Genomic DNA, 23,531 nt, shown 5'->3' on the forward strand with positions numbered 1-23,531 from the left:
CGCTAAGCCCGGACAGAAATCCCAGCGTGGCTATAGAGAAAAGGGCGAGTTGCCTCGCCCTTTTACCGTCAACCCGCCGTCATCTGGCGGTCGTCAACGTATTTACGCTTGTCCGGCGCTGGCGGGAAGTACTGATAGAGCCAGGTTTCGGTCAGCGTCTCGTCCTTAGTCCGCAGGAACAGGCGCAGGTTAACCGGCTCGACGGAATCGCTGTTGGGATACCAGTCAAACAGGATACGGTAGCCGTCGATTGGCTCGACATAGAGAATTTCAACCTGTTTAACGGTGCCCGAGGTCACGGTAATCACCGGTTCAATGCCTTTCGGCGCGGCCGCTTTCAGGTCGCCGCCGACAAAATCTATCGCAAAACGGCGCGCCCAGACTTCAGGATAATGCTCGCCCGGCGCCCAGCCTTCAGGGAAGCCGCCCATACCGGTACGCGTCGCCTTCACGCGGGAAAGATTGCTCTGAACCGGCGGCAGGCCGCTCCAGTAAAGCTTGTAGCTGAAGCTGTGCTCGCTGCCCGCTTTAATGCTCTCCGTCGGACGCCAGAAGCAGACGATATTATCCAGCGTTTCGCCCGTGGTCGGGATCTCCATCAGATTAATCGCGCCTTTACCCCATTTGCCAACCGGCTCCACCCACAGACTCGGGCGCTTGTTGTACCAGCCGATGACGTCCTGATAATCCTGGAAATCGTGATCCAGCTGCAGCATTCCGAAGCCGCGCGGATTCTCATCCTGATAGGCGTTAAAAGTCAGACGCTGCGGATTGTTCAGCGGTCGGCAGATCCACTCGCCGCTGCCGGTCCACATTGCCAGACGATCGGAGTCGTGGATCTGCGGATGAATAGTGTCGCACATGCGGCGTTCGTTGGTGCCGCAGCTAAACATGGTGGTCATCGGCGCGATGCCCAGCTGCTCAATATCTTTACGGGCATAGAGGTGATTTTCCACCTCCATCACCACGCGCTTCTCTTCGCAGTGGATCACGAATTTAAAGGCGCCGGTGCAGCTCTCGCCGTCCAGCAGCGTATAGACGGTAAAGGTGGTATCGTCCGCTTTCGGCGTTTCAAACCAGAAGGCGGTAAAGTCCGGAAACTCCTCCTTGCTGCCGAAGGTGTTGATAGCGACGCCGCGGGCCGAAAGGCCATATTGGTAAGTATCGTCAACCGCGCGGAAGTAGCTGGCGCCGAGGAAAGAAACGATATCTCGGCGTCCCAGTTCCGGTTTTTTAAACGCGCGGAAACCGGCGAAGCCCAAATCGGTTTTGCCTTCCAGCTGTTTAGTATCGACTTTGGCGTCATTGTAGTTAAACAGCTCGGGGCGGAAGTGGATCTCGCGCGCCTGACGATCGGCATCCACGGCGAACATGCGCAGACGGCGTTTAAAGCCCATACCGACGTGGAAAAACTGCACGTCCAGCTCGCGGTCGCCATTGTTGTTCCACAGCGAATGGTTCGCATCATACTGAATTTCGTTGTAGGCCTGCGGCGTTAGCGTCGCCAGCGTCTCTGGCAGAGGCGCTGGCGCACCGCCATAGGGTTTCTGGGCCAGTGAAGCGGCCATCTTTTTCAGCACGTCAAAATCAAACTGCTTCGCCGCGCCGTCGGCGATATCGGTATCGGCCCAGGCGGCCTGAGCAAATAACGTCGACAGGCCGGACATCCCGCTTACCGTAGCGAAAGCCATTGACGCCTTCATAAACATTCTTCGATTCATGCCAGAGTCATATCCTTTGCTGAACGGAATTGTTAAAACTGCGCTATATCTGTGGCTATTAAAGCCTTCTTGTAGCTGAATTGTGAGCGGGTCACAGGGAGTTACGACAGCTTGTGGCGTCAGAAATTCAGTCAGGCAAAATTTAGCAGATAAATCTGACAAAAGCAGGCAGTTACCGGCAGGCAATATCAGTGCATTCCTGGCCGCGTAAACCAGCAGAGCGGCAAAAAGTGTCTATAGTTACTGATATTAATCGCACAAGGAGATGTTATGGCTAATACAATTGACCCACAAGAAACTAATCTCGATGATGATTTGGCGCTGCTGTCCGAAACGCTGGAAGAGGTGCTGAAGTCCTCTGGCGATCCGGCCGATCAGAAATATGTCGAGCTGAAAGCCAAAGCGGAAAAATCGCTGAATGAAGTTAAAGCTCGCGTCAGCAACGCTTCCGATACCTATTACCATCGCGCTAAGCAGGTTGCCAACCGCGCCGACGAATATGTTCACGAAAAACCGTGGCAGGGCATCGGCGTCGGCGCCACGCTGGGCCTGGTTGTTGGTCTGCTGCTGGCTCGCCGCTAAGCAAAACCGATTAGTCACTAACGGGCATCCTGCGGGATGCCCGTTTTGTTTCAGGAAACCGCGTTACAAAACTGAAAATAACACGTTAACCCTGGTCTAAATCAAAATCGCGCCTTTTGGGCGCTCTTATACTGCGCGCTGCTTGTTTGATCTGGAGTGCGCGATGTCACACAGTATCTTCAACCGCCGCTGGGCTGCGGTGATCCTGGAAGCTCTGAGCCGACACGGCGTACAGCATCTCTGTATTGCGCCCGGCTCCCGATCCGCGCCGCTCACCCTGGAAGCCGCTGCGGGCAACTTCATCTGCCATACCCATTTTGACGAGCGCGGCCTGGGCTATCTGGCGCTGGGCCTGGCGAAGGCCACGCGACAGCCGGTAGCGATGATTGTCACTTCCGGCACCGCCGTTGCCAACCTTCTGCCAGCCGTTATTGAGGCCAGCCTGACCGGCGAGCGGCTGATCGTGCTCAGCGCCGACAGGCCGCCGGAGCTGATCGACTGCGGCGCCAATCAGGCTATCGCGCAGCCGGGCATTTTCGCCGGACACGTCGGCGGCGCGCTCAATCTTCCTCGTCCTTCTGCGGATATTCCGGCGCGCTGGCTGGTATCGGCTATCGACGCGCTGCTGCAGCAGCATCCCGCTGGCGCCGTGCATATCAATACGCCTTTTGCCGAACCGCTGTATGGGGAAGCGTCGCTGGCGTTTAAAGCCTGGCATGACGAGCTGGGCGACTGGTGGCACGAAGAGAAGCCGTGGCTGAATATCAACGCCGATTGGGCCACGCCTTTTTGCAGCGACTGGTCGCGCTGGCGGCAAAAGCGCGGGCTGGTGGTCGCCGGTAAAATCACTGCGGAAGAGGGCGTCGCGCTGGCGAAATGGGCGGAAACATTGGGTTGGCCGCTGCTTGCGGATATTCAGTCGCATACCGGCGCGCCCTGGCCCTGTAGCGAGCTATGGCTGCAGGAAACGCATGCCAGACAGGCGCTGGCCGAGGCGGAAATTGTTGTTCAGTTCGGCGCGCGGCTGACAGGAAAAACACTGACGGGCTGGCTCGCGGAAATTCACCCGGCCGCCTGGTGGCTGATCGATCCGCTGCCGGGTCATCTGGATCCTGCTCATCATCGCAGTCAGCGCATTGTGGCGAATATTACCGCGTGGCTCGCCGCGCATCCGGCCGTCTCACAGCCTGCGTGGCTGCCTTCTCTGCAAACTCTCGCTCAGGAAACTTATACGGCGCTGACGCGCAGGCTGCAGGAGTTCGGAGAAGCGCAGCTGGCGCTGCGGCTGCCGGAGCTGCTGCCGCAGGAAGGCGCGCTGTTTCTTGGCAACAGCCTTACCATCAGGCTGGCCGACGCCTTCGCCCGGCTGCCCGCGGGTTATCCTGTCTACGCCAGCCGCGGCGCCAGCGGCATCGATGGGCTTATCGCCACGGCCGTCGGCGTACAGCGCGGCAGCGGCAAACCCCTGCTGGCGATAGTGGGCGATCTCTCTGCGCTTTACGATCTCAACAGTCTGGCGCTGCTCGACGGGCCGCTGGTGCTGATCGTTGTAAACAACGGCGGCGGCCAGATATTTTCCCTGCTGCCGACGCCCGTCAAAGAGCGCGAGCGCTTTTTTACCCTGCCGCAGCGGGCGGATTTCGCCAGCGCCGCCAATATGTTCGGGCTGGCTTACCGGCAGCCGCAGGACTGGCCTTCGCTGCTTGACGCCGTGGCGGCGGGCTGGCGGAGCGACAAAGCCATGCTGATTGAGCTGAAGGCGGTGGCGGATCGCGGCGCGCAGTGGCTGGCGGGAGCCTGGCAGCAATGATACTGCACGCTCGCTGGCAGGGCGCTCACTGCGACAACAGGCCGACGCTGGTCTGGCTGCACGGTTTTCTGGGTAGCGGTCAGGAGTGGCAGCCGATACAGGATTTATTTAGCGGCTGGCCGCAGCTGAGCGTGGATTTGCCCGGCCACGGCGGTTCGCGCGCGCAGCGGGTTGAAGGTTTTGCCGAGCTTTCAGCAAGGCTGGGCGCGACCCTGCAAAGCCATCGCGTCAAACGCTACTGGCTGATCGGTTACTCGCTGGGCGGCCGCGTCGCGCTTTATCACGCCTGTCGTAGCGCGGACGCCTCTCTCACAGGCGTCATCACAGAAGGCGCTCACTTTGGCCTGGCGACAGCCGCAGAGCGAGCGCAAAGGCTCGCCAGCGATCGGCATTGGGCCGCGCGTTTTCGGCAGCAGCCGCTGGTCGAAACGCTTGAGCAGTGGTATCGCCAGCCGGTTTTCGCCGACCTGAACCAGGCGCAGCGCGCAGCGCTGATAGCGTTACGCGCCGACAACGATCCCCAGGCGCTGGCCGCTATGCTGCTGAGTACCTCGCTCGCCCGGCAGCCTTATCTGCTGCCGGAAAGCCAGCGTTTGGCAAGGCTTCACTCTCTCTGCGGCGAATACGACCTTAAATTCCAACGCCTGGCGGCCCGCTCGGGCGCGCCGCTCACCCTTATTCCGGCAGCGGGCCATAACGCCCATCGCGCCAGCCCGCAGGCTTTCGCCGCCGCCCTGATGCAAAAGATCACAGCCTAAGGAGCAACCATGATCTATCCCGACGAAGCTATGCTGTATGCGCCGACAGAGTGGCAGGCGTACGGCGACTACAGCGATATCCTTTATCACAAGACGCCGGACGGCATCGCCAGAATCGCCATTAATCGTCCGGAAGTGCGCAACGCTTTCCGCCCGCAAACGGTTAAAGAGATGCTGCACGCCTTAAGCGACGCGCGGCATGATGAGCAGATCGGCGTCATTATTCTCACCGGCGTCGGTGACCAGGCTTTTTGCGCCGGCGGCGATCAAAAAATTCGCGGCGACTACGGCGGCTACCGTGACGAAGCGGGCGTGCATCATCTTAACGTGCTCGACTTTCAGCGTCAGATCCGCACCTGTCCCAAACCGGTGGTAGCAATGGTGGCGGGCTACGCCGTTGGCGGCGGCCACGTGCTGCATATGCTGTGCGATTTAACCATCGCGGCGGATAACGCGCGGTTCGGCCAGACCGGCCCTAAAGTCGGCTCTTTCGACGGCGGCTGGGGCGCTTCCTATATGGCGCGCATCGTCGGCCAGAAAAAGGCGCGCGAAATCTGGTTCCTGTGCCGTATGTACGACGCGCAGCAGGCGCTGGAGATGGGGCTGGTCAATACGGTGGTGCCGCTGGCCGAGCTTGAAAGGGAAACGGTGCGCTGGTGCCGCGAGATGCTGCAGAACAGCCCGATGGCGCTGCGCTGTCTGAAGGCGGCGCTTAACGCCGACTGCGACGGTCAGGCAGGGCTGCAGGAGCTGGCGGGCAACGCCACCATGCTTTTCTACATGACGGAAGAGGGTCAGGAAGGGCGCAACGCCTTTAACCAGAAGCGCCAGCCGGACTTCAGCCGCTTTAAGCGGAATCCCTGATGCGCCGGACAACGCTTTTTAATTACAACATACCATTGGCGCCGGGCGTGGCGCTGCGCGATCGGCGGGTGACATCGCGCCTCGGGCTGCTGGTCAGGCTGGAAGAGGCGGGACGAGAAGGCTGGGGCGAGATTGCGCCGCTGCCCGGATTCAGTGCCGAAACGCTGCCGCAGGCGCAGGAAGCCGCCGTTCGCTGGCTGCGAAGCTGGCGTGCGGGCGCGGTGCTTGCTTCGCCGCCGTCAGCGCCGGACAGCGCACTGTCCTGTGCGGCGCTTGATGGTTTGCCGCCTTCGGTGGCTTTCGGCCTCAGCTGCGCGCTGGCGGAACTGGCCGATGCTCTGCCGTCGACGGGCAACTATCGTAGCGCACTGCTCTGCACCGGCGATCCGGATGAGCTGATCGGCCAGCTAAGCGAGCGGCCGCAGCCGGTAGCCAAAATGAAAGTCGGCCTGTATGAAGCGGCACGCGACGGTATGATCGCTTCGCTGCTGCTGGAAGCCGTACCGGATCTGACGCTGCGCCTGGACGCTAACCGACAGTGGAGCCTGGACAAGGCCAGGCAGTTTGCCCGCTTTGTGCCGCCGGCCCTGCGTTCGCGCATCGCTTTTATTGAAGAGCCTTGCCGCTCGCAGGAGGAATCCAGAGCTTTTGCGCGGGAAACGGGTATTGCGCTTGCCTGGGATGAAAGCACGCGCGAACCGGGGTTTATAGCGGCCGCGGAACCCTGTTTGCGCGCGCTTGTGATCAAGCCGACGCTAATCGGCAGTCTGGCGAAGGTGGGCGATATCATCGCGCGAGCCAATGAAGCGGGTTTAACCGTGGTAATTAGCTCAGCGGTAGAGTCAAGCCTGGCGCTAACCCAGCTGGCGCGCATTGCCGACTGGCTGACGCCCGGCGTCGCGCCAGGTCTGGACACGCTGTCGCTGATGCAGCAGCAGTTAGTGCGCACATGGCCGGGTTCGCCTTTGCCGCTGGCGTCGTCCACAGATCTGGAGGTGCTATGCTGACGCCGGATGAGTGGCCGTGGCAGAGCTGGGCGCGATGCGCACCGGATCGCACCGCGCTGACGGTTGACAATCGGGCTTACAGCTGGACAACGCTGGCGGAAAAGGTGGAAGCGCTGGCGACAGGATTTCACCGTCAGGGCGTGCGCGCAGGCAGCGGCGTTATGCTGCTGTCCGGCAACAGCGAGCCGGCCGTGCTGGCGTATCTGGCGCTATTACGCTGCGGCGCGCGGCTGCTGCCGGTCAATCCGCGTCTGCCTGCCTGTCAAATCGCGACGCTGCTGCCTTTGTTAAATATTGACTACGCGCTGACGCTGGATGGGCAGGCGCCCGCTAATTTACCGGCGTTGAAAATCCTCAGCCAGCCCGGTGCCGTCGCCCATCGCTGGCAGCGCGATGCCATCGCCACCTTAACGCTGACTTCCGGCTCCACGGGGCTGCCGAAAGCCGCGGCTCACGCCTTTGATGCGCATCTCGCCAGCGCGCATGGCGTCACCACAACGCTTGGCTTTACCGCCGATGACAGCTGGCTGCTCTCGCTGCCGCTCTATCACGTTTCCGGCCAGGGGATCCTCTGGCGCTGGCTTTATCGCGGCGGCAAACTGATGCTGGCGGAAAACAGCAGCGAAGCGACATTTGCCTCGCTGGTACCGACGCAGCTCTGGCGTCTGCTACGGCAGCCATCATTGGAGCTGCGTACCGTGCTGCTTGGCGGCGCGGCGATTCCGGTAGAGCTGACCGCGCAGGCCGAAGCGCGTGGCGTTGCCTGCTGGTGCGGCTACGGCATGACGGAAACGGCCTCAACCGTGGCGGCGAAAAGAGCCGATGGCAAACCAGGCGTCGGTCAGCCGCTGCCGGGCCATCGCGTTCGGCTGGTCAAAGGCGAAATCGCGATTCAGTCGCAGGCGCTGGCTCGCGGCTACTGGCGCGAGGGAAAATTACTGCCGCTGACCGAAAGTGACGGCTGGTTTTACACCCGCGACAGCGGATTGCAGGTTGATAACGATCTGGTGATTGCTGGTCGTCTGGACAACCTGTTTTTCTCGGCGGGCGAAGGTATCCAGCCTGAGCAGGTTGAAGGCGTACTGGCGCAGCATCCGGCGGTAGAGCAGGTGTTTATCGTGCCGCTGCCAGATGAGGAGTATGGGCATAGGCCGGTAGCGCTGGCGAGGTTAAAAGAGACAGGTTCTTTCCCGCAGCTGCAACGCTGGGCAGCAAATCGACTGGCTGGCTTTCAGCGTCCCGTTCGCTGGTACGCGCTGCCGGAGCTGGAGAGCGGCGCGGTGAAATACTCCCGCAGGAAGCTGGCGGATTGGGTGTGGCAACAGCGCCAGCGATAATTCCTTAAGCTAAAAAAAGGCACAGACTCGCGGAGCCTGCGCCTTGTCATTCACCTTAAAGCAGAAGCGTTATTCGGCTTCTTTCAGCGCTTTTTCCACACCGGCGCCATAGGCAGGATGCACCTGATAGAACAGCGCGATCTGACGCTGCTGGATAAATTCCGGGATCTGGCGCAGCTCGCCAGCGATACGACGGAACATCCGTTGATGCTCTTCTTCGCTCAGCAGGTTGAACAGCGCGCGTGGCTGGGTGAAATAATCCTCGTCTTCGCGATGGTTCCAGTGGTCGGCCGCGCCTTCCAGCGACAGCGGTGGCTCGCTGAAATCCGGCTGCTCCTGGAAAACGTTGAAGCTGTTTGGCTCATAGGTCGCGCCGTTGCCGCTGTTGCCGTCCACGCGCATTGCGCCGTCGCGGTGATAGTTGTGGAAAGGACACTTCGGCGCGTTCACCGGGATCTGATGGTGGTTGACGCCCAGGCGATAGCGGTGCGCGTCGCCATAAGAGAAGAGGCGGCCCTGCAGCATCCGGTCTGGCGAGAAGCCGATACCCGGCACCACGTTAGCCGGGCTCATCGCCACCTGCTCAACCTCAGCGAAATAGTTGTCCGGGTTACGGTTTAGCTCAAACTCACCCACTTCAATCAGCGGATAGTCGGCGTGCGGCCAGACTTTGGTTAAATCGAAAGGATTATAAGGCGTGGAGGAAGCTTCCGCTTCCGGCATAATCTGCACGAAAAATTTCCAGCGCGGGAAATTGCCTTGCTCGATCGAATCGAAAAGATCGCGCTGAGAACTTTCGCGATCGCGTCCGATCAGCTGCGCGGCTTCGTCATCCATCAGGTTCTGAATGCCCTGCTCGCTGCGCATATGGAATTTAACCCAGAAGCGCTCCTGATTGTCGTTGATAAAGCTGTAGGTATGGCTGCCGAAGCCGTGAATATGCCGGTAGGAGAGCGGCAGGCCGCGGTCGCTGAAGTCGATGGTCAACTGGTGCAGGGATTCCGGCAGCTGGGAGAAGAAATCCCATTTATAGGTCGGATTGCGCAGGTTGGTGCGCGGGTCGCGTTTTACGACGTGGTTAAGATCGGGAAACTTCAGCGGATCGCGCAGATAAAATACCGGCGTATTGTTGCCGACCAGATCCCAGTTGCCTTCTTCAGTATAAAATTTCAGCGAAAAGCCGCGAATATCTCGTTCGGCATCGGCGCCGCCGCGCTCGCCTGCCACGGTAGAAAAGCGCATAAACAGGTCGGTTTTCTTGCCGATTTCAGAGAAGATCTTCGCACGGCTGAAACGAGTGATATCCTGGGTGACGGTAAAGGTGCCGTAGGCGCCGGATCCTTTGGCGTGCATACGACGCTCAGGGATCACTTCGCGGTCGAAATGGGCCAGTTTTTCCAGAAACCAGACATCCTGCAGCAGCATAGGGCCGCGACGTCCGGCGGTCATTACATTATTATTATGGGCAACAGGCGCGCCTGCGGCGGTGGTGAGACCTTTTTTCGTCATCTGATCACGCATCCTTATTAACTGAAGGTTTACCTTTCAAAAATATATTTTTAATCGGCTCTGGCTATTGTATGGGCTATTTTGCGCCTGTGGCGTGATCCACGGCAATCTGGCCTTAGCTATTGCTGTCATTCGCTATTCTGATAAGAAATCACGTTGTAATTTCTGCTGAAGCTTCATACAGTTAAATAATACTGAACGATTCGGAGAATCTCATGATCAGAGTGGAAATGCTGTCCACGGGCGACGAAGTACTGCACGGACAAATTGTGGATACCAATGCGGCATGGCTGGCGGAGCTGCTGTTTGAGCAGGGATTGCCGATGACCAGCCGCCAGACCGTGGGCGATAGTATGGAAGAGCTGGTCAGCGTACTGACCGAACGCAGTAAAGTGGCGGACGTGCTGATCGTCAACGGCGGCCTTGGGCCGACCAGCGACGATTTAAGCGCGGCGGCGGCGGCGAAAGCGGCGGGCGTCGGTTTGGTGATGCAGGAAGCCTGGCTGGAGAAAATGACAGCCTTTTTCGCCAGCCGCGGCCGCAAAATGGCCGACAGCAACCGCAAGCAGGCGGAAATCCCGGCGGGCGCGGAGATGATCGACAATCCCATTGGCACAGCCTGTGGCTTTGCGATGGAGCTTAACCGCTGCTGGATTTTTTTTACGCCCGGCGTGCCGTCGGAATACAAAATGATGGTCGAGCAGCAGATTCTTCCGCGCCTGAAAGCGCGCTTCCCGATAGCCGATTCGCCAGTGTGCCTGCGTCTGACTACCTTTGGTCGCGGCGAAAGCGATCTGGCTTCGGCGATCGAACCGCTACCGTTGCCGGAAGGCGTGGTGATGGGCTATCGCGCTTCAATGCCCATTATTGAACTCAAGCTCAACGGCCCGAAATCAAAGCTGCCTGAAATGGAGCAGTTCTGGCAGCAGGTGCGCGCTATCGCGGGTGAAAGCATTATTTTCGAAGGCAGGGAAGGACTGCCCGCGCAGCTGTCGCGCCGCCTTAAAGAGCAGAATTATCGGCTTGCCGTGAGCGAGCAGTTTACCTCAGGACTGGTGCAGTACCAGCTCGCTTCCGTAGAGGCGCCGCTGGCGGCGGGCAACGTGCTGCCCGCGCAGGAAGAGAGCCTGGATGAGCTGATGCAGCGCGCGCGGCAGCTGGCGGCAGGCGACGCCGATCTGGCGCTGGCGATCGGCGGCGAAAAAGAGAATCACTTAAGCTTTGCTCTGCATACGCCGCAAGGCAGCCTGGCGCAGCGGGTGAAATTCAGCAACAGCCGTCACGGCCTGAAGGCGCGGCAGGATGTAGTAGCGATGATGGCGCTGAATATGCTGCGCCGCTGGATGGATGGCCTGGAAGTTGCGGGCGGCCACGGCTGGATAGATGTAGTGGAAACGCGTTCTTATTAACTATCAGTAATTTAAAAATTTTTTCATAGCCTGCTGGCGTATTAGCGACAGCAGGCAAGGATAAATAACAGACAAAAACGTCTTGCCGATCCGGCTGGGTTTGTATAAAATTTTGTACAAATCAGCAAAGGGAGCATGCCGATGGAAAAAGAAAAGGATATCGATTGGCGTGGATCTTCTTACGAAGATCTTCTCACTTTTCCGGATGCAGCAAAAAAAACGGCAGGTTTCGAGCTACACAGATTACAAAATGGCGAATTACCAACCAATTATAAATGGATAAACAGATGGGGTGCAGGGATTATCGAAATCCGCCTCGAAGAAAAGACGAATGCGTTTCGCGTAGTCTGCATTGTTAAGTTTGACGAGGCTGTTTACGTGCTGCACAGCTTTCAAAAGAAATCGCAAAAGACCAGTAAGGAAGATAAAGGCATTATCGAAGCCCGCTATAAAGGCGTGATTGCGGAAAGGAGTAAAAAAAGATGAGCGATAAAATTGATACTAAGTCCCGTCATCTCACTAAAGCCGACGGCAACGTTTTCGCCGATCTCGGCTTTGCGCCTGAAGAGGCCGCTTCGCTGCTGGCGCAGTCGCAAGCTGACATTGCGCGCACCAAAGAGATGAAGCAGCAAATGATGACGGAGATAGCACGCTGGATCGCCGAGCACGATTACAAACAGGAAATTGCGGCAAAGATGCTACAGGTATCGCGCCCGCGCGTGTCGGATGTGGTTAATAAAAAAACGCATCTTTTCACGCTCGATGCGCTGGTCAGTATGTTGAGCAATATCGGCAAAAAAGTTCGGCTGGTCATCGAATAAAAAAAATCCGTATCCCTTATGGGTACGGATTTACTGTTTTCGCTAAATATGCAGGAATTCGATCTCAATATCGCCCTTAGCCTTGCAGCAGCAGGGCAAGATCTCGCCCGGCTGCACAAAGGCCAGCGGTTTCTCCGCGTAGCTGACTTCACCTTTTACCAGCCGTATACGGCAGGAGCCGCAGTAGCCTTCGCGACACTGAAACTCCACCTGATGGTTATGGGCTTCCAGCGTGGTCAGCAGGTTAGGGTGATCCTCAGCGCACTCCAGGCGCGTGCCGCAGGCGCTGAGGGTAATAAAGGTTCGCATACTACAGCTGGAAGTCGTCGAAATCGTTTTCGCCCACTTCGGAGTCGATCTGGCCAACCAGATAGGAGCTCACTTCCACTTCCTGCGGCGCCACCTGCACGTTATCGGAGACCAGCCAGGAGTTGATCCACGGAATCGGGTTCGAGCGGGTTTTAAACGGCAGCTCCAGGCCCACCGCGTTCATGCGGATATTGGTGATGTACTCGATATACTGGCAGAGAATATCTTTGTTCAGGCCAATCATCGAGCCGTCGCGGAACAGATATTCCGCCCACTCTTTCTCCTGCTGCGCCGCCAGCACGAACAGGTCATAGCACTCCTGCTGGCACTCTTTGGCGATTTCCGCCATCTCCGGATCGTCTTCGCCGCTTCTGAGCAGGTTCAGCATATGCTGAGTGCCGGTCAGGTGCAGCGCTTCGTCGCGGGCGATCAGGCGGATGATTTTGGCGTTGCCTTCCATCAGCTCGCGCTCGGCGAAAGCAAAAGAGCAGGCGAAGCTGACGTAGAAACGGATCGCTTCCAGCGCGTTAACGCTCATCAGGCAGATATAAAGTTGCTTTTTCAGCTCGCGGAGATTAACGGTGACGGTTTTGCCGTTGACCTGGTGCGTGCCTTCGCCCAGCAGATGCCAGTAGTTGGTCATCTCGATCAGATCGTCGTAGTAGCCGGAGATATCTTTGGCGCGCGACAGGATCTGCTCGTTGGTAACGATATCGTCGAACACCAGCGCCGGATCGTTAACGATATTGCGGATGATATGGGTATAGGAGCGCGAGTGGATGGTTTCAGAAAACGCCCAGGTTTCGACCCAAGTTTCCAGCTCGGGGATCGAAATCAGCGGCAGCAGTGCCACGTTCGGGCTGCGGCCCTGAATAGAGTCCAGCAGCGTCTGATACTTCAGGTTGCTGATAAAAATATGCTTTTCGTGATCCGGCAGACCCTGATAGTCGATGCGGTCGCGCGATACGTCCACTTCTTCCGGACGCCAGAAAAAGGAGAGCTGCTTTTCGATTAGCTTTTCAAAAATCGCGTATTTCTGCTGGTCGTAGCGGGCGACGTTAACCGGCTGGCCGAAAAACATCGGTTCGTTCAGCTGGTCGTTTTTATTTTGCGAGAACGTGGTGTAAGCCATGACATTATCCAGTGAAGAGGGTCGGCGAAACCGACCCGACACATAATCAGGGGGCGAAGCTCGCCCCGCTTGCGTTAAATCTTGCAGGCGCCGCTTTCGCAGCCGTCATCCTGAATGGATGGCGCCAGGTCGTCCTGGGCATCTTCCGCGCCGTCGCGGGTGTTCTGGTAGTAAAGCGTTTTCACGCCGAACTTATAGGCGGTCAGCAGATCTTTCAGCAGCTGCTTCATCGGCACGCGACCGTTGGCGAAGCGCGTCGGATCGTAGTTGGTGTTCGACGAAATCGCCTGATCGATAAACTTCTGCATCAGGCCGACCAGCTGCAGATAGCCGTCGTTGTTCGGCATATCCCACAGCAGCTCATACTGATCTTTCAGGCGCTCATACTCCGGCACCACCTGACGCAGAATGCCGTCTTTGGAAGCCTTGATGCTGATATGACCACGTGGCGGCTCGATACCGTTGGTGGCGTTGGAGATCTGCGAAGAAGTCTCTGACGGCATCAGCGCGGAGAGCGTAGAGTTGCGCAGGCCGTGCGTTTTGATCGCCTCGCGCAGCGCTTCCCAGTTCAGGTGCAGCGGCTCGTCGCTGATCGCGTCCAGATCTTTCTTGTAGGTATCGATCGGCAGAATGCCCTGCGCATAGGTGGTTTCATTGAACCACGGGCAGGCGCCTTGCTCCTGCGCCAGCTCGTTAGAGGCTTTCAGCAGGTAATACTGAATTGCTTCGAAAGTCTTGTGCGTCAGGTTGTTGGCGCTGCCGTCGGAGTAGCGCACGCCGTGCTTCGCCAGATAGTAGGCGAAGTTGATTACGCCGATACCCAGCGTACGACGGCCCATCGCGCCGCGTTTGGCGGCCGGGATTGGGTAATCCTGATAGTCCAGCAGCGCATCCAGCGCGCGTACCGCCAGCGTCGCCAGCTCCTGCAGATCGTCCAGGCTCTCGATGGCGCCCAGGTTAAAGGCGGACAGCGTACAGAGCGCGATTTCGCCGTTCTCGTCGTTGACGTCCATCAGCGGTTTGGTCGGTAGCGCGATCTCCAGGCAGAGGTTTGACTGGCGAACAGGCGCGATAGCCGGATCGAACGGGCTGTGGGTGTTGCAGTGGTCGACGTTCTGAATATAGATACGACCGGTGGAAGCGCGTTCCTGCATCATCAGGGAGAAGAGGTCTACGGCCTTCACGCGCTGCTTGCGGATGCTGTCGTCTTTCTCATATTTGGTGTACAGGCGCTCGAACTCATCCTGATCGGCAAAGAACGCGTCGTACAGGCCAGGCACGTCAGACGGGCTGAACAGGGTGATCTCTTCGCCCTTCAGCAGACGGGTGTACATCAGCTTGTTGATCTGCACGCCGTAATCCATATGACGTACGCGGTTGCCTTCCACGCCGCGGTTGTTTTTCAGCACCAGCAGGCTTTCCACTTCCAGATGCCACATCGGGTAGAACAGCGTCGCCGCGCCACCGCGCACACCGCCCTGCGAGCAGGACTTCACCGCGGTCTGGAAATGTTTGTAGAAAGGGATGCAGCCGGTATGGAAAGCTTCGCCGCCACGGATCGGGCTGCCCAGCGCGCGAATGCGGCCAGCGTTGATGCCGATGCCGGCGCGCTGGGAAACATACTTCACGATGGCGCTGGAGGTCGCGTTGATAGAATCCAGGCTGTCGCCGCACTCGATCAGCACGCAGGAGCTGAACTGGCGGGTTGGCGTACGCACGCCGGACATAATCGGCGTCGGCAGCGAGATTTTAAAGGTGGAGATCGCGTCGTAAAAACGTTTTACGTAGTCCAGACGCGTTTCGCGCGGATAGCCGGAGAACAGGCAGGCTGCCACCAGAATATAGAGGAACTGCGCGCTCTCGTAGATATCGCCGCTAACGCGGTTCTGCACCAGATATTTGCCTTCCAGCTGCTTGACGGCGGCGTAGGAGAAGTTCATATCGCGCCAGTGGTCGATAAAACCATCCATCAGCTCGAACTCTTCCGCGCTGTAATCTTCCAGCAGGTGACGATCGTATTTGCCCAGATCGACCATGCGTTTTACCTGATCGTAGAGCTTTGGCGGCTCGAACTGGCCATAGGCTTTCTTACGCAGGTGGAAAATAGCCAGGCGCGCGGCCATATACTGGTAGTCCGGCGCGTCGCGGGAGATCAGGTCCGCAGCGGATTTGATGATCGTCTCGTGGATATCGGAGGTCTTGATGCCTTCGTAAAACTGGATATGGGAACGCAGTTCAACCTGAGAGACGGAAACGTTTTGCAGCCCTTCTGCAGCCCAGTCAAGCACGCGGTGGATTTTATCCAGATTGATGCGTTCGGTACGGCCATCGCGTTTTGTGACAAGCAGGCTCTGATTCATGTGGCGGTTTATCCTGTCCGTGAGATCGAAAATATCCCCCGTTTATACACAGACTGCTCAGATGTGAGTAACTCTGTGGATAAACACTATATATAGGGGGTAGGCGAAGTATTGATAACAATATGGTGGTTATTCTAGTAATTTCTGCGCGCTTAACAAGGCTTGACGAAGCGGCGATTTTACTGATCGCTAAGAGGGAATTTTCCTAAGTCCGCGTTTCTCAAGGCTCCAGGTCCTTGTCAACATCAGGGAAAAAAATTTCAAAAAAATGCTGACAGCGGCTTTATTGTCCAGCGTTGAAACTACATGATTTTTTTTGCGCAAAAAGTATACTTCAGATAGCGAAAAAGTCCTGGCGGGCGGCGAAAAAAAGCGCTTAAGAGAGCGTAATAACGTCTCAGCAAAGAATAAAAAAATCGTATGACGGCAGCTGATGGGGAAAAGGGCGCGGAAGCTTAAGGTAATTTCCCTTAAGCGCCGCGTCCGACGCTTAAGGAAGGCGGATTTACTTCGCCGGAGAGTGCGTATGCACCATATAGTTAACGTCGACGCCGGGCGCCAGTTTGAATTTATTGGTCAGCGGATTGTAGTGCAGGCCAATGATATGACGCTCGCGCAGCGGCGTTTCATCCACCCAGTTCAGCAGCTCGCCAGGACGGATAAATTTTTTGATATCGTGCGTGCCGCGCGGCACCATACGCAATACATACTCCGCGCCGACGATCGCCATCAGCCAGGATTTGCTGTTGCGGTTTAGCGTCGAAAAGAACACCTCGCCGCCGGGCTTCACCAGCTTCGCGCAGGCGTGCACCACGGAACGTGGATCCGGCACGTGCTCCAGCATCTCCATACAGGTCACCACGTCATACTGTCCGGCGAACTGCTCCGCGTGCTCTTCAACGGTTTGCTGCACGTAATCGACCTTAACGCCGCTTTCCAGCGCGTGCAGGCGAGCGATCTCCAGCGGCTCGGCGCCCATATCGAGACCGGTGACCTCGGCGCCTTCACGCGCCATGCTTTCCGCCAGAATGCCGCCGCCGCAGCCGACGTCCAGCACCTTTTTACCGAACAGGCCGTCGCTGTGCTGGGCGATATAGCCAAGACGCAGCGGGTTGATACGGTGCAGCGGTTTAAACTCGCCTTCCAGATCCCACCAGCGCGAAGCGACCGCCTCGAACTTGGCAATTTCCTGATGATCCACGTTAGCCGTGGCGCTGTTTTGCTCTGCCTTCATTGTTTGTTACTCCCTGGAAGTTTGGCTTCATTATACATCTTTCCGCAGGCGAGCGGCCGACAGGATAAAAGCGCGGGATTAAAGCGCCGGCAACGACGCTTTCCGTTCACCACGAGGCCTAAAGGTGATATACTTTCGCACCTTTAAATCCGGGTATAATTTAGAAGGAAAGCGCCTCCATGAGTGACCTGGCCAGAGAAATCACACCGGTCAATATCGAAGAAGAGCTAAAGAACTCTTACCTTGATTATGCCATGTCGGTCATCGTTGGCCGTGCATTGCCGGACGTCCGCGATGGCCTGAAGCCAGTACACCGTCGCGTGCTCTACGCCATGAACGTGCTGGGCAATGACTGGAATAAACCTTATAAAAAGTCTGCCCGCGTTGTCGGCGACGTCATTGGTAAATATCACCCGCACGGCGATACCGCCGTTTATGACACCATCGTGCGTATGGCGCAGCCGTTCTCGCTGCGTTATATGCTGGTTGATGGCCAGGGCAACTTCGGTTCCGTTGACGGCGACTCCGCCGCGGCAATGCGTTATACCGAAGTGCGCATGTCCAAAATCGCCCATGAACTGCTGGCGGATCTGGAAAAAGAGACCGTCGACTACGTGCCGAACTACGACGGCACCGAGCAGATCCCGGAAGTCATGCCGACCAAAATCCCCAACCTGCTGGTTAACGGCTCGTCGGGCATCGCCGTGGGCATGGCGACTAACATTCCGCCGCACAACCTGACGGAAGTGATCAACGGTTGCCTGGCCTATATCGAAGATGAAAACATCAGCATCGAAGGGCTGATGGAGCACATTCCGGGGCCGGATTTCCCGACTGCTGCCATCATCAACGGTCGCCGCGGTATCGAAGAAGCCTACCGCACCGGGCGCGGAAAAATTTATATCCGCGCGCGCGGCGAAGTGGAAGTGGACGCCAAAACCGGCCGTGAAACCATCGTCATCCATGAAATTCCTTATCAGGTCAACAAAGCCCGCCTGATCGAGAAGATGGCGGAGCTGGTGAAAGAGAAGCGTCTGGAAGGGATCAGCGCGCTGCGCGACGAGTCCGATAAAGACGGGATGCGCATCGTGGTTGAGGTCAAACGCGATGCGGTCGGCGAAGTAGTGCTCAACAACCTCTACTCGCTGACCCAGCTACAAACCTCGTTCGGCATCAACATGGTGGCGCTGCATCAGGGCCAGCCGAAGATTATGCCGCTGAAGGATATTCTGGAAGCCTTTGTGCGCCACCGCCGCGAAGTGGTAACGCGCCGCACTATCTTTGAGCTGCGCAAGGCGCGCGATCGTGCGCATATCCTTGAGGCGCTGGCGATTGCGCTGGCCAATATCGATCCTATTATCGAGCTGATCCGCCGCGCGCCGACGCCGTCGGAAGCGAAAGCGGGCCTGGTGGCGCGTCCGTGGGAGCTGGGCAACGTCTCCGCCATGCTGGAGCGCGCGGGCGACAACGCCGCGCGTCCGGAGTGGCTGGAAGAAGAGTTCGGCATCCGCGACGGTCAGTACTACCTGACCGAACAGCAGGCGCAGGCGATTCTGGATTTGCGTCTGCAGAAGCTGACCGGTCTGGAGCACGAAAAGCTGCTGGACGAGTACAAAGAGCTGCTGGAGCAGATTGCCGAGCTGATCCACATTCTGGAAAGCGCTGAGCGCCTGATGGAAGTGATCCGCGAGGAGTTGGAGCTGATCCGCGATCAGTTTGGCGACAAGCGCCGCACGGAGATCACCGCCAACAGCGCCGATATCAATATCGAAGATCTGATCAACCAGGAAGACGTGGTCGTGACGCTGTCTCACCAGGGTTACGTCAAGTATCAGCCGCTGTCGGATTATGAAGCGCAGCGTCGTGGCGGCAAAGGTAAGTCGGCGGCGCGCATCAAGGAAGAGGACTTTATCGACCGCCTGCTGGTGGCCAATACCCACGATACGATCCTCTGCTTCTCCAGCCGTGGCCGTCTCTACTGGATGAAAGTCTATCAGCTGCCGGAAGCGAGCCGTGGCGCGCGTGGACGCCCAATCGTCAACCTGCTGCCGCTGGAAGCGAACGAGCGTATCACGGCGATCCTGCCGGTGCGCGAGTACGCGGAAGGCTGGAACATCTTTATGGCGACCGCCAGCGGCACCGTGAAGAAAACCGCGCTGACCGAGTTCAGCCGTCCACGCAGCGCCGGTATTATCGCCGTCAACCTGCGTGAAGATGACGAACTGATCGGCGTGGCGCTGACCAACGGCAACGATGAGGCGATGCTCTTCTCCGCTGCGGGTAAAGTGGTGCGCTTTGCCGAGAGCGCAGTTCGCGCGATGGGTCGTACGGCATCGGGCGTGCGCGGCATCAAGCTGGCGGAAGGCGACCGCGTGGTGTCGCTGATCGTGCCTCGTGACGATGGCGCTATCCTGACGGTAACGCAGAACGGCTACGGTAAGCGTACTGCCAACAGCGAGTATCCGACCAAGTCGCGTGCGACGCAGGGCGTGATCTCCATCAAAGTAACCGAGCGCAACGGCCCGGTTATCGGCGCGGTTCAGGTTGTCGACAGCGATCAGATCATGATGATCACCGACGCCGGCACGCTGGTGCGCACCCGCGTTTCTGAAGTCAGCGTGGTGGGACGTAACACTCAGGGCGTGATCCTGATCCGTACTGCGGAAGATGAAAACGTGGTGGGTCTGCAGCGCGTGGCCGAACCGGTAGCGGAAGAAGAGCTGGACGCTATCGACGGCAGCGTGGCGGAAGGCGATGATGATATCGCGCCGGAAGTGATTGAAGACGATGCGCCAGAGGGCGACGAGGAAGAGTAACCTCGATTATTAACGCCAGAAGGCCGGTTCAGTGAACCGGCCTTTTTTTATGCGTCGGAGAAATTCCGGAAGACGCTACGCAATCCAGGCGACTGAAACGGACGCGGCCAGCGCGGGCTGCTATACAGGCATGGCACACAAGGAGGGCTGCTATGCAGATTAAAGCCGGACGCTATTTTTCGCCGCTGGCCGGCAGGGGAGAGAACTATCTGATCAACGTCCGCAAGCGGGACGGCAGAACGCGAGAATATCTCGTCGAGATAAACCCGCTGCACAAAGCGATGCACTTTCTTTTTACTGGAAACTGGACGCAAAATTATGTTGAAAATTTCGCCTGGATGGTGAGCTTTTATCCGCATGATGCGCTATTGTGGCCGGGTGAAGGCGGACGTTTTCAGCCGAACGGCGAAATGGGCTTTACGCGCGGCGAGCTGGAAGCGTTGATGGTGCAGGGGATTGGCGCAGCTATAGAGGATTTTTCTACGCGGCATCGGCCGATGCTGCTGGTAGCGGTAGCCGTCCGTGAAAACCTGGGCAGGCTCTATCATCGTCTTCTTATCCGGCACGCTGCGGCGGCTGGCTATCTTTATCATCAGACATACGTGCAGGAGGCTCTCTATGTTATTGAGAAAAATCAGGGAAGCGCGGAACCCGCAGCAACCGTCCGCCAGACCTTCCCGGGAAGAGATTATCGCGCTGTCGCTGGGGTGTATGCACGAATACGCGGAAAAGCTGGCCGCGCAGGCGTTGCAAAACGGTGTTTTCACCGCACGGCAACCCCTTTCCGACCGTCATCCAGAAAAATCTTAGGCAAACGCGGTTTTAAGGAGAAAACAGGGCGTTGGACGTACGGGCAACTGGCTTTTTAACGGATCTGGCGGTACTGTAGCGGGATCGTATTTGTTATCCCGATCAGCCGCCACTGTAGGTTCCGCTTGAAATATTTAGTCTCGTTCAGAACGACGTTAAGGATCTCCCGCTATCTGTTCCGGGCGCTGGCGCTGATGCTCTGGACGCTCGGCGCGCTGTTGACCACTTTCTACATTATTAGCGTGCTGCACGAGAAAGAGGCGCAGGTGCGGCAGGAGTTTAACGCCAACTTCGAGCAGGCGCAGTGGTACGTTCGCCATTCGGCCGACGTCACACGGGAGCTGAAGTATATTGCCGAAAACCGCCTGAACGCTTCCGCCAACGGCCTTGATGTGCTCAACGGCGTATTTCCAGGCAAAACCACGCTGCCGCAGTTTTATCCGCTCTATTCCGATTCTGACTGCAGCGCGATGAGCGACGTCTGGCGCAACTCGCTGGAGTCGCTCAGCTACTTTTTGCACTACTGGAAAGCCAACTTCGCTTCCGCCTATGAGCTGAACCGGGTGTTCTTTATCGGCGGCGAAAGCCTCTGCCTGGCGGACTTCGGCGTCGGCAACGCTTCCGCCAACCGCGAGCGCACTCTGAAATCGCTGCACGAACGCATCCTGAAATACCGCAACGGCAATGAAGAGGAGCGTAAAAGCAGCTTCTTCTGGGTCGCGCCCGCCAACCAGCCCGGCGTAGGTTACTACTATATGGTGACGCCGGTTTACGTCGCCAGCAAAATGGCGGCGCTGCTGGGCATCGAGCAAACCCTGCGGCTGGACGACTTAATTGTTCCCGGCAGCTTCCCGGTCAACGCCATGCTGCTCGACGCCAATAATCAGCGTGTGCTCACCTCATCCCGTCCTGAAAGCCGGCTGTCGCTGGACGATCTGCCTGACGACAGCACCTGGTTTGGCTATATCAACGGCTACAAACAGCTGGTATTGAAAAAAACGCTGACGCCTTCTTCCCTGAGCGTGGTCTATTCGGTGCAGACCAACGAAATGGTCGAAAAGCTGAAGATGCTGATTATCAACGCTATTTTACTTAACGTTATCAGCGGCATTATTCTGTTCACGCTGGCCTGGCTGTTTGAGCGGCGCATGTTTTTACCGGCGGAAGACAACGCGCACCGGCTGGAAGAGCACGAGCAGTTCAACCGCAAGATCGTCGCCTCGGCGCCGGTCGGCATCTGTATCCTGCGCACCAGCGACGGCACCAATATTCTCAGCAACGAGCTGGCGCACAACTACCTGAGTATGCTGACTCAGGAAGACCGGCAGCGGCTGACGGAAATCATCTGCGGCCAGCAGGTCAACTTTGTCGACGTGCTGACCGGCAGCAACACCAATCTGCAAATCAGCTTTGTTCATTCGCGCTATCGCAATGAAAACGTGGCGATCTGCGTGCTGGTGGATGTATCAGCCCGCGTGAAGATGGAGGAGTCGCTGCAGGAGATGGCGCAGGCAGCGGAGCAGGCCAGCCAGTCGAAATCGATGTTTTTGGCTACCGTCAGCCACGAGCTGCGCACGCCGCTGTACGGCATTATCGGCAACCTGGATCTGCTGCAGACGCGGGCGCTGCCGAAGGGCGTTGAGTCGCTGGTGACGGCGATGAACAACTCCTCCAGCCTGCTGCTGAAAATCATCAGCGATATCCTCGACTTTTCGAAAATCGAATCCGAGCAGCTGCGTATTGAGCCGCGAGAGTTCGCGCCGCGTGAAGTCATTACCCATATTGCCTCTAACTACCTGGCGATGGTGGTGAAAAAGCGCCTGACGCTCTGGTGCTTTATCGACAGCGACGTGCCGGTGACGCTGGATGGCGATCCGATTCGCCTGCAGCAGGTGATCTCCAACCTGTTGAATAACGCCATCAAGTTTACCCATACCGGCGGTATTATTCTGCAGGCCTACGTCAAAGACGGCTATCTGGCTTTCCGCGTGCGCGACACCGGCGTCGGCATTCCGGCGAAAGAGATCACGCGCCTGTTCGATCCTTTTTTCCAGGTTGGCACCGGCGTGCAGCGTAATTTTCAGGGCACCGGCCTGGGCCTGGCAATCTGTGAAAAACTGATCAACATGATGGACGGCGATATCGAAGTCGATTCCGAGCCGGGCATGGGCAGCCAGTTTATCGTGCGTATCCCGCTCTATAACAGCAAGGTGAAAACGCCGCTGCGCCACGATGGCCTGCAGGGAAAAACCTGCTGGCTGGAGCTGCGCAACGAGGCGCTGGCCGCTTTCCTGGAAAAGCTGCTGGAGGAGCACGGCCTGACCGTCAGACGCCTGCAGGAGCAGAGCCGCTGCGAGCCGGATGACGTTATCGTTGCCGATTACGATTTCCAGACCTCGCAGCCGCATCGCGCCACCATTCGCTTCGACGGCAGCCATAACGACGGCCCGCAGGAGCTCTCCGCCGGACGCTGGATCTACGGCACTACTACGCCGCATGAGCTGCCTGCGCTGCTGGGACGCATCTATCGGGTCGAGGTGGAAATGCCTGACGCGTCCTCCGCGCTGCCGGAAACGGACGAGAAGGGCGTCACCAACGAAGACATTCTAATCCTGGTGGTGGACGATCATCCTATCAACCGTATGCTGCTTTCCGATCAGCTTGGCTCGCTGGGCTATCGGGTAAAAACGGCGCAGGACGGCGTGGACGCGCTGAATGTGTTAAGCCGCAACGAGATCGACATTGTGCTCACCGACGTCAATATGCCGAATATGGACGGCTATCGCCTGACGCAGCGGCTGCGGCAGCTGGGACTCACTTTCCCGGTGGTCGGCGTGACCGCTAACGCGCTGGCGGAAGAGAAGCAGCGCTGTATGGAAGCGGGCATGGATAATTGCCTGTCGAAACCGGTTACGCTGGATACGCTGCAGCAGACGCTGGCGTTCTATGCGGAGCGGGTCAGGAAAAGCCGGGAAGGGTAGCGCATAAAAAAGCCTGGCGAAAGCCAGGCTTCAGGCGGTTTAGACCGGAACCGGCGCAGAACGCCTGCGGG

Annotated in this window: 18 protein-coding genes; 12 read left to right on the forward strand and 6 right to left on the reverse strand. The window is 57.9% G+C overall.

Translation table 11 applies throughout. From position 1 onward, the window contains the following. Nucleotides 1–68: 68 nt before the first annotated feature. Complete coding sequence (locus MKZ79_RS00615) at nt 69–1,721, reverse strand: glucan biosynthesis protein D (protein ID WP_336139182.1); 1,653 nt, start codon at nt 1,719–1,721, stop codon at nt 69–71. 270 nt (nt 1,722–1,991) lie between these two features. On the opposite strand from MKZ79_RS00615, the gene elaB reads away from it, so the two are divergent. The 6 genes from elaB to menE all read left to right on the forward strand — a co-directional run bounded on the left by elaB (nt 1,992) and on the right by menE (nt 8,079). Continuing rightward, nucleotides 1,992–2,303: a stress response protein ElaB gene (gene elaB, locus MKZ79_RS00620; protein ID WP_336139183.1), complete on the forward strand. Its 312-nt coding sequence runs from the start codon at nt 1,992–1,994 to the stop codon at nt 2,301–2,303. Between the two features lie 163 nt (nt 2,304–2,466). Beyond that, nucleotides 2,467–4,113: a 2-succinyl-5-enolpyruvyl-6-hydroxy-3-cyclohexene-1-carboxylic-acid synthase gene (gene menD / locus MKZ79_RS00625; RefSeq protein ID WP_336139184.1), complete on the forward strand. Its 1,647-nt coding sequence runs from the start codon at nt 2,467–2,469 to the stop codon at nt 4,111–4,113. Next, nucleotides 4,110–4,871 carry a 2-succinyl-6-hydroxy-2,4-cyclohexadiene-1-carboxylate synthase gene (menH, locus tag MKZ79_RS00630; RefSeq protein WP_336139185.1) on the forward strand — a complete coding sequence of 254 codons (762 nt, stop codon included), beginning with the start codon at nt 4,110–4,112 and terminating at the stop codon, nt 4,869–4,871. Before menD ends, menH begins: the two co-directional genes overlap by 4 nt. Nucleotides 4,872–4,880: 9 nt before the next feature. Next, nucleotides 4,881–5,735: a 1,4-dihydroxy-2-naphthoyl-CoA synthase gene (gene menB / locus MKZ79_RS00635; RefSeq protein WP_336139186.1), complete on the forward strand. Its 855-nt coding sequence runs from the start codon at nt 4,881–4,883 to the stop codon at nt 5,733–5,735. After that, entirely contained in the window at nt 5,735–6,742 is a 1,008-nt protein-coding gene (menC, locus tag MKZ79_RS00640) for an o-succinylbenzoate synthase (RefSeq protein ID WP_336139187.1), read from the forward strand. The genes menB and menC overlap by 1 nt, the downstream gene beginning before the upstream one ends. Further along, entirely contained in the window at nt 6,739–8,079 is a 1,341-nt protein-coding gene (menE, locus tag MKZ79_RS00645) for an o-succinylbenzoate--CoA ligase (RefSeq protein WP_336141314.1), read from the forward strand. Before menC ends, menE begins: the two co-directional genes overlap by 4 nt. Nucleotides 8,080–8,148: 69 nt before the next feature. On the opposite strand, the gene MKZ79_RS00650 is transcribed toward menE, so the two are convergent. Further along, complete coding sequence (locus MKZ79_RS00650; protein ID WP_336139188.1) at nt 8,149–9,588, reverse strand: catalase; 1,440 nt, start codon at nt 9,586–9,588, stop codon at nt 8,149–8,151. 215 nt (nt 9,589–9,803) lie between these two features. Here MKZ79_RS00650 and MKZ79_RS00655 point away from each other — a divergent pair, with 215 nt between their 5' ends. From MKZ79_RS00655 to MKZ79_RS00665, 3 genes are all read left to right on the forward strand, one after another. Then, nucleotides 9,804–10,997 (forward strand): nicotinamide mononucleotide deamidase-related protein YfaY, encoded by a 1,194-nt coding sequence (locus tag MKZ79_RS00655; protein WP_336139190.1) that lies wholly within the window; start codon nt 9,804–9,806, stop codon nt 10,995–10,997. Nucleotides 10,998–11,138: 141 nt separating this feature from the next. Continuing rightward, nucleotides 11,139–11,483: a type II toxin-antitoxin system RelE/ParE family toxin gene (locus MKZ79_RS00660; RefSeq protein WP_336139191.1), complete on the forward strand. Its 345-nt coding sequence runs from the start codon at nt 11,139–11,141 to the stop codon at nt 11,481–11,483. Beyond that, nucleotides 11,480–11,818, forward strand: a complete 339-nt coding sequence (locus tag MKZ79_RS00665; RefSeq protein ID WP_336139192.1) for a helix-turn-helix domain-containing protein — start codon at nt 11,480–11,482, stop codon at nt 11,816–11,818. The genes MKZ79_RS00660 and MKZ79_RS00665 overlap by 4 nt, the downstream gene beginning before the upstream one ends. A 42-nt stretch (nt 11,819–11,860) precedes the next feature. Here the strand turns inward: MKZ79_RS00665 and yfaE are convergent, their stop codons facing one another. The 4 genes from yfaE to ubiG form a co-directional block, all read right to left on the reverse strand. Beyond that, nucleotides 11,861–12,127 carry a class I ribonucleotide reductase maintenance protein YfaE gene (yfaE, locus tag MKZ79_RS00670; protein WP_336139193.1) on the reverse strand — a complete coding sequence of 89 codons (267 nt, stop codon included), beginning with the start codon at nt 12,125–12,127 and terminating at the stop codon, nt 11,861–11,863. A gap of 1 nt (nt 12,128) precedes the next feature. After that, nucleotides 12,129–13,259: a class Ia ribonucleoside-diphosphate reductase subunit beta gene (gene nrdB / locus MKZ79_RS00675; protein ID WP_336139194.1), complete on the reverse strand. Its 1,131-nt coding sequence runs from the start codon at nt 13,257–13,259 to the stop codon at nt 12,129–12,131. Nucleotides 13,260–13,333: 74 nt separating this feature from the next. Continuing rightward, entirely contained in the window at nt 13,334–15,619 is a 2,286-nt protein-coding gene (gene nrdA / locus MKZ79_RS00680; protein ID WP_336139196.1) for a class 1a ribonucleoside-diphosphate reductase subunit alpha, read from the reverse strand. Nucleotides 15,620–16,124: 505 nt separating this feature from the next. Further along, nucleotides 16,125–16,853 carry a bifunctional 2-polyprenyl-6-hydroxyphenol methylase/3-demethylubiquinol 3-O-methyltransferase UbiG gene (gene ubiG / locus MKZ79_RS00685; RefSeq protein ID WP_336139198.1) on the reverse strand — a complete coding sequence of 243 codons (729 nt, stop codon included), beginning with the start codon at nt 16,851–16,853 and terminating at the stop codon, nt 16,125–16,127. Nucleotides 16,854–17,032: 179 nt separating this feature from the next. On the opposite strand from ubiG, the gene gyrA reads away from it, so the two are divergent. The 3 genes from gyrA (at nt 17,033) to rcsC (ending at nt 23,460) form a co-directional block, all read left to right on the forward strand. Then, complete coding sequence (gene gyrA, locus MKZ79_RS00690) at nt 17,033–19,669, forward strand: DNA topoisomerase (ATP-hydrolyzing) subunit A (protein WP_336139200.1); 2,637 nt, start codon at nt 17,033–17,035, stop codon at nt 19,667–19,669. A 152-nt stretch (nt 19,670–19,821) separates the two neighbouring features. Then, nucleotides 19,822–20,538: a hypothetical protein gene (locus tag MKZ79_RS00695; RefSeq protein WP_336139202.1), complete on the forward strand. Its 717-nt coding sequence runs from the start codon at nt 19,822–19,824 to the stop codon at nt 20,536–20,538. Between the two features lie 66 nt (nt 20,539–20,604). After that, nucleotides 20,605–23,460 (forward strand): two-component system sensor histidine kinase RcsC, encoded by a 2,856-nt coding sequence (rcsC, locus tag MKZ79_RS00700; protein WP_336139204.1) that lies wholly within the window; start codon nt 20,605–20,607, stop codon nt 23,458–23,460. The last annotated feature ends 71 nt before the right edge of the window (nt 23,461–23,531 follow it).

It is taken from the genome of Erwinia sp. CGal63 (assembly GCF_037026505.1).
In the GTDB taxonomy this organism is placed as follows: Bacteria; Pseudomonadota; Gammaproteobacteria; order Enterobacterales; family Enterobacteriaceae; genus Erwinia.